The organism is Paraburkholderia sp. BL9I2N2, from assembly GCF_004339745.1.
Classification (GTDB): domain Bacteria; phylum Pseudomonadota; class Gammaproteobacteria; order Burkholderiales; family Burkholderiaceae; genus Paraburkholderia.
The window spans coordinates 341,309-353,914 of the sequence record NZ_SMGP01000003.1; the positions used below are offsets into that span (position 1 = coordinate 341,309).

Sequence of the window (12,606 nt, forward strand, 5' to 3'; positions counted from 1 at the left end):
GCAACTTTGGTCCAATTCCTGGAGCATCGGAGCGCGTTACGCTGATCGAATCCACTTTCGAGTCAGCCAATCCGGTGACTGCCGCAACCACCCCCGGTCGCCTCAGCGCGTTGTTCCTGTCGCGCCAGACCATACTGACAAATGTGGCGCGCCGAGGCACAACCCAGATTCGGGTTCTCCCTGGTCGGCGTAAGGAGGCCATCTGCTCCCGTGACATTGGTAGCAAATTTGGTGCTGTGCCCAGTGATCGCCAGAAGATGCAGGACGAAATGGACCGGACCCGGCCGCCGGCGTTAGCGCGTCTTGCGGCGCAATGCCATGCGATTTCTTTCTCGTCGATGTGCTTTCGAGGCCGACGTTGTAATCCGCATACGGTCATGCACAGTAGACGAACGGTGCAATCTCATTGGTTCAACGGACTAACAATAGTCTTCACCCCTTACTGTCGAGCGTGAAATCGACCCATAGCTGCTCGGGCAGGCTCTTGCCCTCGAGTCCATGCGGCGGAGGCGGGCACACGGCGTCGCGCACGGCCGCGAGCGCGGCATGGTCGAGCAGGCCCATGCCGCTGGACGTCACGACGTGTGTGTCGGACACTGCGCCGTCGCGATAGACGAACCCGACGAGCGTCCGCCCGGTTGTCCCTTCCATGCGAGCCGATTCTGGATAGCGCAGCGCCGCTTCGATCGCGGCGCGCAGCGCGGCGTCAAAACTCGCGTCGGGGCGGGCCGGAGCGGGGACGGGCGCAGGCGCGGGACGTGCTGCGGGAGGGGACGCGGGTTCGGCCGGCGCGGCGCTCTGAGCAGGCGCGGTGTTCGGCGCCGGAATCGGCGCGGGCGGTGGCGTGACCGGCTGCGGCTTCGGCGGCGCCGCGTGCGCGGCGCGCGCCTGATGTACCGCTGGAGCGCGACGCGGCTGCACGGCCGGTTTCGGCACCGGCTTCGACACTTCGCGCCCGGGGATGGGCGCGAGCTCCGGCGCCTGGGCCGTCGGCGGCGCCAGGGTGATCGTCATCGGCTCGGGCCGCCTCGGCGCAGAGATGCGCGGATGAGTCAGCCATGCGCCGACGCCCGCGAGCAGGAGCGCCTCGACGGCTAGCGCGAGCGTGGCTGACATATAGAGCGGCTTGCGCGCGCCGGGGTGCGGCGCATGCTGCGCGACGGTCGGCATCGACGACATGTCAGTCCATCTTTTCCGGTTGCGCGGCCAGCGACACCTGCGTAACGCCGGCCGCGCGGCACGCGTCCATCACGTTCACGAGCTTCTGCAACCGCACGTCCTTCGCGCCCGCGATGGTGACCACCGTATGCGCCGGATCGGGGCGCTTCGTGAGCAGCGCGGTCAGATCGGCCGTGCTGAGCGTGCGGCCGTCGACCGACACGCTGCCGTCGGCCGCGAGCGTCACCGTCACCTTCGGCGGAGGCAGGCTCTGTGCGCTCGCGGCCGACGGCAGCCGCGTGCGCAGGCCCGCGTTCGGAATCATGTGCAGCGTGATCATGATGAAAAACACCAGCATGAAGAACATGATGTCGATCATCGGAATGATCTCGATGCGCGCCTTGCGAGCCTCAAAGTACTTCACGTCATGCTCCCCGCCGGGCGAGCGACCCGATCACCCCGTGCGGGGTTTCAGTTTCCGCCTCCCGCGCGACGTGGACATCCGGGATGTCGCTCGTCAGGCGATTGACGAGCGCGGTCTTCAGCGTATCGAGTTGATGCACGACCAGTCGCACGCGATTATGCAGGCCGTTGAAGAACACGAGTCCGATCATCGCGACGAACAGGCCCGACGCAGTCGCGATCAGCGCCTCGGCGACGCCGCCCGTCACCTGGGTCGGCGCGTTGCCCGGATTCGACAGCACCTGAAACGCGTCGAACATGCCGACGATCGTGCCGAACAGGCCGAGCAGCGGCGCTAGCGTGACCGCGGTATCGAGCACCCACAGGAAACGGTCGATGCGGGGAGCCTCGCGCATCACTGCTTCCTCGAGGCTCGCGGCGAGCGTGTCGCGATCGGCGCGTCCGGCGAGCCGGCCCGCGGTTGCGATCACGCTGCCCGTCGGGAGCCCGTCGTGCCGTTGGGCCCAGGCCGCGAGCGCGCTCGCGTTCAGCGCCTTCTGGTGGTCCAGTTCGGCAAGCGCCGCGTGCGCATCGCGCGCGACACGATGCAGGAACCACAGCCGCTCGATGACGACGGTCAGTGAGACGAACAGCAGCGCGGCGATCACATACAGCACGCCGCCGGAATGATCGGCGACGCGTAACAGGATGTCCATCGACATGATCGATCCTCCTCAAAAATCCGCATGCAGGGAAACGTAGGCGGCCAACGGCGCGCCGAGGTAGGCGCCGACCACGTTGGTGGCGATGTAGTAGCGCTGGTTGGTGACGTTGTCGATGTTTAGATCGACCCCCCAGTGAGGTTCCGCGTAACCGAACTGCAGGTTCTCGATCAAAGAGGCAGGCGCCCAGTCGTAGCCGTTGGCGAAGCCGTTCGACATCCGGCTCATGTAATTGATGCCGGCACCCGCATGAAAGCCCGCCCTGCCGAAGAGACTGAAGCGATACGTCGTCCACAGGTTCGCCATATAGGCGGGCACGCCCTGCGGGACCGTACCGACCGCGCCAGGAGTGTCTGGGCTATAAGTGATACGCGCGTGCTGCGCGGTGAAATTCGCGTACACGTGCCAGTTCGGTGTGAGATCCGCGTCGAGCGAGGCCTCGGCGCCGCGTGTGCGCTGCGAATCGAACGCGATCTGGTCGTCGCCGAACGGGGTCGCCACGTGTTCCCGCTTCACGTCGAACAGCGCGGTGTTGAGCACGTAGCGCCCGTCGTCGAGCGACCACTTTACGCCTAGCTCGTATTGCAGCGCCGATTCCGGCGGGCCGATGGAAAACGCATCGTTCTCCGAGTTGAAATTCGCGAGGTAGCTGCGCGATACGCCGAAATATGGTGTCATCCAGGGCGTGACCTTGTACAGCACGCCGGCGTTCCAGCTGGTCGGCGCATCGTTGCGCGTATACGTATTGCCCTGAACCAGCGTGATGCCGTCGTTGGCGGTACGGTTCGGCTCGCCGGGGAGCGGGTTCAGGGTCAGCGACGTATCGAACCAGTCCTTGCGCACGCCCGCGCGAATCTTCAACTTGTCCGTCACGTCCACCTGATCGGTCGCGTAAATGCTGTAGAAGTTCGCGTACACATGGTCGTTCTGGCACGAGTGAGAGGGCGCGCACTGGAAATGCAGGCTTGCGATGGAGGTTTCCGTCGGAACCGGCGCGAAGATGTCCTCGATGTCCGGAAGGTCTGCCGTCGCCTTCACCGTGTTGAGATCCTGGTTCAGGTATTCGAAGCCCGTCAGCAGCGTATGGTGGATGCTGCCCGTCGAGAATTTCCAGACCGGCTCCAACTGGTAGTCGAGCGTGTTGAGCGAATCGTCCTGATCGCGCAACTGGCGGCCGGTGAATGTGTTGCCCTTGACCTTCGCGTGCGTGCTGTCGCCGTTGCTGTAGAAGTCCAGCGTGTGGTGCATGTACGACAAACGATTGTTGATCGTCAGGTAGTCGCTGATGCGCCACTCGTCCGTGAGCGTGGCGCGTACATCGTTGCCGTGTGCGTTCGCGAACGGCGTCGAATATTTGGCGTCGAACGGGACATTGCGGATCGGCGCCCCCTTGTAATAGATCATCCCGTATGAGTCGGGCGTTGCCATATAGTCCTGCGCGTCGATCGAGAACTCGATCTTGTGGTCGCCGATTTTCCATTGCAGATCGGGACGGATTTCCTTGTTCCACGATGCGAGGTCGCGGTAGCCGTCGGAGCGGCCGGCGCCGGCGTCCACGCGATAGTTCAGTCCTTCGATGCCGGTCGGACCGGTGACGTAGCCACTGGCGTTAACGGTACCGAACGAGCCGGCCTGGATATTGCCGCCCCAGTGGAACTGCGCCGACGGCGTGTAGTGGATCAGGTTTATCGCGCCGCCCGGCGGGCCGCTGCCGAGCAGCGCCGACCCCGGTCCTTCGAGCACTTCGATGCGCTCGACGCCCAGCAGCGAATGCGTCGGGCCGTTGACCTGGTCGCCGTCCGAGAAGCCGTCGTCATAGGTCTGCGCCTGCAGGCCGCGGATCATGAAGTGGTCGGTGAAGCCTTTCGAATCGGTACCGCCATAGTTCACGCCGGACACGTTGCCGTTCCGGATCGCTTCCTGCAACGACGTGACGCCTTGTTCGTCGAGAATTCCGCGCGGAATGACCTGCAGGCTCATCGGCAGGTCGCCGAGCGCGGTACCCGTCTTGCTGACGCCCGTGACCTGATACGGGTCGTTGACGTTATGGTCGCGCCCGGCCGCGGCCGTCGCAGCGGTGACGGAAATCTCGCCGAGCGTGCTCGCGGGTTGCGTCTGCCGGGTTGGCGTCTGTTGACCTTGTGCTTGCTGAGGCTGTTCCTGTTGAGCTTGTTGAGCCTTCGCCAAATTGGGGAATGACAAAGCGGCAAATAGCGCCGATATGGCAATTGCGGTTCGGGACCTGGATACGTTCGTTGGCTTCACGCGGTGCTGGCTATTGTTGGAGACGGTAGTGAGAAGCTCGGCGGGCGGCCGTCCGTTGGGACAGCGACCCGCCGTGACTGGCTACTTCGGATCTCGCGCATCAGGCAATGCAAGCCCGCCCGACGCACTCGAACCGGACCACGCGACGACCTGCTTAATCGTCGTCGTCGTCGACAGCAGCGACCGACTTCGAACCGTCGGCTGCGGCCTTCGAGTAGATCGAGTGCGGGACGGGATACGGCTTGTCACCCATCACGCCCTTCCACTGCACGCGATTGAACAGATCCGGCGGAATACGATCTTCTTTGGAGAAGTCGAAGTCCTTCGTCGCGTTCGCCCAGTACGTCGCGTCATGCAGCGGATGAATGTCCTCACCTTGGGCAAACTGGTTGCCGTCGGTGCCGCTCGCCACGTTGCCCACGTTCGTGTTTTTCAGAATCGTCGAAGCGACCGCCGTGTAGGTCCACGAACCGTCCGACTTCGTGTCGAAGAGGTCGGACATCGGACGCGCGTACGCCGTGTTCAGGTCGATATGCTGGGTACCGAGCAGGTCTTCCATGGTACGGAGCGCGTTGACCTGGCTGTAGGCGGTACTGACGACGGCGTGCTTCTTCACGTACGCACCGACGACGTAAGCGGGCGAGCGGTGCGAGTCGACGTGATCGGAACCGGCTTGCGAGTCATCCTCGACCACCACGATCAGCGTGTCCCGCGCATACGGGCTGTGCGCGACGGTTTCGACCAGCTTGCCAACTGCGAAGTCATTATCGGCTTCTTCCTGCTCAGCCGAACCCATCTGGCCGACGTTCTGGGCAAAGCTGCCGGTGTGGTCGGAGCCCATGCGGACGACTTCAAACGACGGGAGCTGGCCATTCGCGACGTACTGCTGGAACTCGCGGTTCCATTCGAGTTCGCGGAAGGTGTCGGGATAGGCCTGGTCGAAGCCGCGGTAGTACTGGTCCGTCAGGTTGACGAGCGAAGGCTTGAGCGGATGAGCCTGGACGATGTTGGCACCGGCCGGATTGAGCAGCGGGTTGGCGATCGTGCCGATCGAGCCAACGTTGTTGACCATGCCGCCGTAGTTGCGGACCGCACCGCCGGCTTGCAGAACCGCGTCGTAGATGCTCGCTTTCTGATAGCCGAACGGCGCATCCGGCACCGACACGTCGGCGCTACCCGGCAGCGCGTTGGCCGCGCCGCCCGGCAGCGACGACGTGGCGCTTGTGAAGCTGCCGTTCGTGGCGAAGTCGCGCATGGCGGTGGTGGGGAGGCCAACCGGCAGACCGCGGTTGGAGCCTTCGGATTCATACGCCATGCCGCGGCTGACGCCGGCGTAGTTCTCCTGCTGCGAAACTTCCTCGGTCGGCGTGACGTGTGCGTGCTGCACCCACGACCAGCCGTCCATCGAACCGTCGCCGGGATCGGTGAAGTTGTCGAGCGTGACGAAGTTGCTGGCGATGTTGTGGAAGTTCGGCGTGGTGGCCTTGCCGTACATCGTCAGCGTTGGATCACCGTTCGAGCCGTTGCCGAGGTCGCCGAGGATCTGGTCGAACGTGCGGTTTTCCTTCACGACGTAGATCACGTGCCTGATACGAGCGCGCAAGAAGTGCATCGTCTCGCGATCGCTATCCGACTCCTTCTCCGAGTAGTGGTTATTTTCGTCCACCTGGGTGGTCAGCTGGGCGAGCACATCGCCGGTCGGGACCGGAGCACTGACGAGACTGCTCTGTTCCAGGCCGAACTGGTACTGGGCCGTGGTACCCGAGGTATAGAGAGGGTTCGGGCCCGTGACCGACTTGCCGTTGATGAGGTACATCTGTGAGCCATCGGCGCTCAGCGTGATGTCCTTCGGCGCATAGGCGGTCGGGATCAGACCGTTGACGTGGTAGCCGTTCTCGCCGGTGAGCGAGATCACAGCGATCGAGTTGTCGCCGTTGTTGACCGCATACAGGGTCTTGCCGTTCTTCGAAACGGTCACGTTGACCGTATCGCGGCCGCTGTATTTCTTGTTATTGCCGCTACCCCGGTCGTTGCCGTCGCCATTCTGGCTGGCGATGTCGATCGTTTTCTCAACCCTGTGGCTGGCGGTATCGATGACGGCGACTTGGTCGGTGTTCGATACGGCGACGTAGAGCTTAGACTGATCGGGCGAGAAGGCCATGCCGTATGCATTGCCCTTCACCGGGATGCGCGTGATGAACTGCGGCGCGGCCGGGTTCGCCAGGTTCAGCACCACGACTTCACGGTCACGCACCGACGAGATGAACGCGGTCCCGTCGGCCTTCAGCGAAACCGCCCACGGGTATTCGCCACCGGCGACACCCTGCTGGCCCGACGTGTTGAACGGACGCAGGTCGTATTCGGAAACGAGCGTGTTCGAGCCCGTATCGATGATGGAGATCGAGTCGTTGTAGTTGTTGACAACGACCAGGTTCCGGCCGTCAGCGGAGACAGCGAGGCCGCCAGCGTTCGGCTTGACGCCCGAACCGATACCCGTCGTGTGATTCAGTGCGATGGCCGCGGTCTGGGACCATTGCGCCGACGGGACAGCCGAAGCGCGGTTATACACATAGACCTTGTCGTCGGCGCCGCCGGTGCCGTACAGGGTCTGGTTGCCGTTCCAGGCGAGACCGTCGAACGCGTTGTTCTGGTGAATGACTTGCGCCAGCATCGGGTGGGCCTTGTTCGCGCCCGACACGTCGTAGATGAAGATGTACTGGGTCGAGTCAGCCTTGTCCAGCGTGCTGTTGTTGGCGCCCGTGTAGACGGTGTTGTAGCCAGCGGTGATCACGGCCAGCGTGTTGCCGTCCGGACTGAGCTGCGACTTGATGGCACCGCTGACCACTTGGGTCGACTTCGCCGAAAGCTGCGGATTCAGCAATTGCTGGACGGCGCCCGGAATGGCTCTCGGGGAGATGAACTGGCCGGTCGGCAACAGTTCCATATTGCTTTGAGGTGCTGCGCTTGCTTGAAGGGTTGGGAAAAGTATAGAGCCGGTAAGTAATCCTAATGTAATGCTAGACTGAACCAGTCTGCATTTTTTCATTTCATATCTCCAGAAAACAAACAGAATTGAAATCTCTGCTCCTGAACTGAACGTCTCAGATCTGTTCTGTTACCCCTGATCTAAAATTGGAGCTGCTTGTGCTGAGCGTTTCTGAGCCTCAGCCGGAAAAATCTATCGTTTGCATATGTCAGAGACGTGAATCAAGACGTGGCGAAAAAAAATGCGGATCGACGGGTTGTATAAGCAAATTGTTATTCGGATTTCCGAAATTTGTGCCTTTATAAAAAAGCCTCTCGATGTAAGCACTTTTTTCCGAAAACTAAAGACCCACTCATTCGCTTTACGCAAAAAATTGCCGGAGATTGAAAATACTTCGCAGTCTGCACTATGCGTAAATAGAGTGATTTTCTTTCTCACAACTGGTTGCCAGTTTTTCCGGGTCATCGAGCGGGTCTTTTCGGGCACAGTACACTGATCGCGTCGGGCGGAAATCGGTAGCCGGCATAGACATAGCGTCGTTGGCAGGTGCGCTGTGTTGGAGAGCAGTTCGTTTCATACCCGCAATTGTCGCTGCATTTCCGCCGACATCCCGGCAACGTGAGTATCCGCGCAAGACAAGCGGCAGGCGCGCACGCAGGTTTTAAAGTGTGGGAAACCGTGACCGGCAACCCAACGTTGGATCGCCATGCCGCACAAATCAGGAATGCTGATGTTCAAAGTCTTCGCCCGCTCGACCATCAACAACGTGACAGTACACGCGCCGCGCGGTGGTCATGTTTTATTGAACGTTACAAATTGATTAAAGCGAACGTTTTTTGTTGACCGACAACTTTAAGAATAATTGCATTGCGTGCTGCATCGCTTCTCTTGATAGTAAATTGCATTTACAGCCGACCCTGCTTCATCAGCATCCGCTAGCGCGGCCGCGCACGACGTACCGCTGACGTGTAAGCCGGGAAAGCCAGCGCTGCGCGTGGGACACGATGGCACCACACGGAGGCGGCGCGAGTGAGTTGGACGACGCCAAACCATTCATTATGAAAGGTTCTTTATTAGCAATAATATTGACACAGGACCCTGTTATGCCCGTTGCTGATCTGGATTCAACGGTCGGATAGCTGAATTGCGGCGCTGCAGCTAGGGGATTATCCTGAGATGGTGAGGCGATATTGTTGACTAATATTATTAATAGTTGAGATCGCTGGCGCCTGACCGGCATCGTGCTCCCTCTGCCTGGCGAGTCGCGTCACGCAGCAGAACATTCTCCAAATCGCCGGGAACGAGTGACGGTTCCGCACACTGTCTGCTTGATCGGTGATGATTCTGTGCAAATCAGTTTGCATAACTAATTTTATCAAAAACTAACCCGAAGCGTGGTCCGATAGGAGGAGGTCATGATGTCCAGAGGAGTTGGATTGATTTCTGTTTTGCTGGCGGCGACTGTTGCACTCGCTGCATGCAATGGAGACAGCGCCGGCACATCTGCGGCGCAAGGCGTGGCGAACACGAGTGCGTCACCGACGTCATCAGCGAACACTGCATCGCAGCCAGATAGCAGTGCAGTAACGGAAGCGGCAAATGCACTTCCGTTACCTTGCGACACCGCCGCAGCGGCCAACACACCGTGTTCCGCGGCCCACAGCGTGACACGCTTACTGACAAGAAATTACAGAGGCCCGTTGTTCCAGCTTCAACGGGCCTCTGACAATGCAAAGCAGGACATCTACCCTTATACGTCGAGCACCTTGCCGAACGGCGGCGATCGGCAGCAAATCGGTTCGGCCAATGTCAGAAGCGCAAACGCGTTCTGCAACGATACGTCCTGCGCCGTCTCATACATTTACGATCAGATCGACTCGGTTGCGGCCCTGAAGGGAGGCGCGTTTGGTAACGTGCCCGCCGTGCTCACACTCAATCTGGACGGCACAGAAACACTGACCCTTGCGAGTAGCGCTTCAGGATCGAAGAAGACGACGACCGTACCGATCATCAACGGCTTTGCGACGATCACGCTCCCAGGAACGGGTGGGACACTGACTGTGCAGTTGTCGCAGCCGCCCACCGCGCTGACCGCGCAGTCGCCCACTCTGCAGGTATCGATCGGTAACGATTTGCCGGCGCACGGCACACCGGCGAAGCTGGGTTTCGTACCGCTCGAAGGCGCACAGATTCCAGCGCTGAATACGTTGGGGGGACAAGCCTATCGGAACCGGTTCGGCACAGTGAACCAGTCGATCGGCGATACCGAGATCGCCGAGTATATGGTGGCCGGCGCACATTACAGCCAGTCCTCTACGTGTTGCGGCACGTACGGAAACATGGAGAACAGCGCTAACCCCAGCACCTTTGCTCATGGCGAAATCGAGGGCGAGATGTTTGCGCTGGCGTTCTCAAACGGCAACGCAGCGGTGTTCGGTTACTGCGATGGTGATTCGAATCAGCCACCGAATGCGAAGGACCCGGTATGTAACGGACTGGATACCAACTGGCCGGGCGTCGATGCCGAGGCGGGGGTCTATCTGTACGGCCCACAGCAGCCCAAGAATGAAAAGTTTGTCACGGTACTTTCCAAGTATTCGCCGGTGAACGCATCGAATATTTTCGTCGTCAAGGGCGGTTCTGCTTCGCAGAGCGTGCTCACCCCGCTCTTTGATCAGGCTCCGCCAGAAGCCCTTAACTTTGGCGGTGATGCGGGCCATGCCTTCAACGGACAATGGCAAGGCGGTCTTTCACTTGGGGAAGGGGGCGACGGCAGCGCTGCGCCAATTCAGTTCTTCGAAGGCGCGATCATCACCAAGGCGACATCCGACGTGACGGACAACGGGATCCAGTCCAGCATTGCGAGCTTCTACGGGCCGCCGGCCAATAAGACTTCGGCCGCCTGCTACGCGAACAATCTGGTGAATTCGCCGCTGAGTCTTGCAATGCCAGATGCATGGAGCCAGCAAAATGGCGGCACGGCTGTGCCTGCGACTGATATCAGCGGGAACAGCAAGCATGCGGCGACGGTCATCGGTACGAATGGCTCGTCGGTTGCGAATATCCGCGAAATCATCCGGGTTCAGGGCGGCCAAACCTACAGTTTCACGGACTACGTTATGGCTACCTCCAACGCGGACGGTCTTTCCTGGCGGATCGATCCAGACCGATGACTCGAGCGGCACGGAATTCGGGTGGGTGGTCAACACGAACACGGGGCAGGTCGTGAGGGGAACATGGGGCGCCGGACAAGCGACCTCGCTGAGCGCGGTGCGAGCGGGCAACTGGTGGAAAGTGACGATGACCTTCACCGCGCCTGCGGGATCGAATAACGCATCTGTTTTTATCGATCCACCCACGTCCAGCGCCGCTGGAAAACCGGTCGCAGCAAGCGGCATTTCTCAGCGCAACGCATTATTGCCCAAGCCTGGCAATTCAGACTGCTTCAGGAATGTAGCGCTCGAAGTGTGCGGACGGTGGCGTCCAGCGCATGGGCGCCACCACGTTTGTCGACGACGTAGGGGACAGCGGTTGACGTTCGCACACCGATGGCCGCGAATGTCAGGTCCCACCGTCAGCGATTGAGCGCTCCCGATCCAACTCAGACGTTCCTGTCCTCGCAATCAACGGCCGGTTCGCGATCGGAATCGGACGCTGCATCTTTGCTCGAGCGCGTATGCGAACTGCCCGACAAGGGGAACGCCTTCAAACTCGCCTGGGGACTCAACGCGCTGGCGACACAAATGGAGCCAAACGCGCAAATACTGCGTGCCGCGTCATATATCCGCAGAGCAGCCCGCGCCGTCGAAGGACTGCCTTAACGGCACGGTGAAGCGCGCGAAGGGACCGACCCGAGATCAATACACCTTGAAGCTTTCGGTGCTTGCCATCAATGCCAGTCCAATAACTGCTATACCCGCGAAGAGCGCTGGCAGCAGAAAGACATGGGGAAGGCCCAGGAATGCGACCCCGAAACCGCTCGCGATGCCTCCCAACGCCGAGGCGAGGGCCGTCGAGCTCATGAAGATTGCCGACGCCGTCGCTACCGCGTTGGGAAGCAGGCGTTGAGCGACGATGATGCCCAGAACCATAAATATGCCCCAAACACCACCCATGAGGATCTGTCCGGCGAACATGCCCGCTGCAGACGACCAGAGCGCAAAGCAAAGATTGGCGAACACCCCCATGGCGGCCGCGATACACATCAACCATATGTTGCCAAGCTTGCGGCCCAGCCCGATGCTGAAAGGCATGATGATCAGCTCGATGAATGGCTGTGTCCCGATGACCGTTCCACGTACGGCCGGGCCTAGCTTGAGGCGTTCTTCCATGTAGATCAGCAGGAATCCGTACTTCACTGGCTCCCCCGCGTAGAGCATGACGAAGAGTCCTGTGAACGTCAGGAGTGGAAGCATGGCACGTAGGCTGGAGTGACGCGCGGGCTCGCTCGCCGACGCCGGCTTGATCTTGACGGTTGGGTTCAGCGTTCCGAGAGGTGCGATCTGTAAAAGCATGCAGATGGCGGTCATCCAAAGCATGGGGCGCAGGCCATAGGCAGCCGCTACCCACGCTCCCAGGACAGGCCCGACGATCCATCCGCCGGTAAGCGCCATACGGATGATGGCAACGACACTTTCATTTGCGTCGTCGGGCTTGTCGCTGAGTTCATCGTGGACAGCCGCAAAAATCTGCGAGGCGGTAGCACCGGAAACGGCCAGCAAAGCGACCGCAATGATGAAGGGTATCCAGACCGAAGTAGAGACGGCCAGCCCTGCCCAGCCCACAAAGCCCGCCACAGCACACATGCGAAAAAGACCGAGGCGATTCCCTGTGTGATCAGAGTAGCGGCCGACGAAATACCCCGCGACTGGAGCTGCAAGGCTGGTCAGGTAATAGAATCCCGCCAACGGCAGCGAGGCGCCGAGTTCCTTCACCAGGAACAGAACGATCTGTGGTGCAGCCGCCGACGCGCCGAGACCCGACAAAAACATCGCAATGGTTGCGCCGAGAAAAAGCCTCGAAGCTGCAACTTGACGCAATGCAGATTAACTACCGGTTCGGTCAGACATCGTG

At 60.7% G+C, this 12,606-nt stretch carries 7 protein-coding genes; 1 reads left to right on the forward strand and 6 read right to left on the reverse strand.

Annotation, left to right across the window (positions count from 1 at the left end; translation table 11 throughout):
* Positions 1-432 precede the first annotated feature (432 nt).
* From B0G74_RS32235 to B0G74_RS32255, 5 genes are all read right to left on the reverse strand, one after another.
* Positions 433-1,179 (reverse strand): TonB family protein, encoded by a 747-nt coding sequence (locus tag B0G74_RS32235; RefSeq protein ID WP_132380003.1) that lies wholly within the window; start codon positions 1,177-1,179, stop codon positions 433-435.
* 1 nt (position 1,180) lies between these two features.
* The gene (locus B0G74_RS32240) at positions 1,181-1,582 is read right to left on the reverse strand and encodes a biopolymer transporter ExbD (RefSeq protein ID WP_132380005.1); all 402 of its coding nucleotides are present in this window, start codon (positions 1,580-1,582) and stop codon (positions 1,181-1,183) included.
* Between the two features lies 1 nt (position 1,583).
* Positions 1,584-2,282 carry a MotA/TolQ/ExbB proton channel family protein gene (locus tag B0G74_RS32245; protein ID WP_132380007.1) on the reverse strand — a complete coding sequence of 233 codons (699 nt, stop codon included), beginning with the start codon at positions 2,280-2,282 and terminating at the stop codon, positions 1,584-1,586.
* A 12-nt stretch (positions 2,283-2,294) separates the two neighbouring features.
* Positions 2,295-4,484 carry a TonB-dependent receptor gene (locus tag B0G74_RS32250; RefSeq protein WP_243658408.1) on the reverse strand — a complete coding sequence of 730 codons (2,190 nt, stop codon included), beginning with the start codon at positions 4,482-4,484 and terminating at the stop codon, positions 2,295-2,297.
* A gap of 217 nt (positions 4,485-4,701) precedes the next feature.
* Positions 4,702-7,491 (reverse strand): bifunctional YncE family protein/alkaline phosphatase family protein, encoded by a 2,790-nt coding sequence (locus B0G74_RS32255; RefSeq protein ID WP_243658409.1) that lies wholly within the window; start codon positions 7,489-7,491, stop codon positions 4,702-4,704.
* A gap of 1,457 nt (positions 7,492-8,948) precedes the next feature.
* Between B0G74_RS32255 and B0G74_RS32260 the strand changes: the two genes are divergently transcribed.
* Positions 8,949-10,706 (forward strand): arabinofuranosidase catalytic domain-containing protein, encoded by a 1,758-nt coding sequence (locus B0G74_RS32260; protein WP_243658410.1) that lies wholly within the window; start codon positions 8,949-8,951, stop codon positions 10,704-10,706.
* A gap of 684 nt (positions 10,707-11,390) precedes the next feature.
* Here B0G74_RS32260 and B0G74_RS32265 read toward each other — a convergent pair.
* Positions 11,391-12,572 carry an MFS transporter gene (locus B0G74_RS32265; protein WP_207915744.1) on the reverse strand — a complete coding sequence of 394 codons (1,182 nt, stop codon included), beginning with the start codon at positions 12,570-12,572 and terminating at the stop codon, positions 11,391-11,393.
* Positions 12,573-12,606 lie beyond the last annotated feature (34 nt).

What these genes read in the sequence shown, in the direction of transcription:
- B0G74_RS32235 (WP_132380003.1), bottom strand. Translation starts at nt 1,179, where the DNA reads ATGTCGTCGATGCCGACCGTCGCGCAGCATGCGCCGCACCCCGGCGCG.
- B0G74_RS32245 (WP_132380007.1), bottom strand. Translation starts at nt 2,282, where the DNA reads ATGTCGATGGACATCCTGTTACGCGTCGCCGATCATTCCGGCGGCGTG.
- B0G74_RS32255 (WP_243658409.1), bottom strand. Translation starts at nt 7,491, where the DNA reads ATGGAACTGTTGCCGACCGGCCAGTTCATCTCCCCGAGAGCCATTCCG.
- B0G74_RS32260 (WP_243658410.1), top strand. Translation starts at nt 8,949, where the DNA reads ATGATGTCCAGAGGAGTTGGATTGATTTCTGTTTTGCTGGCGGCGACT.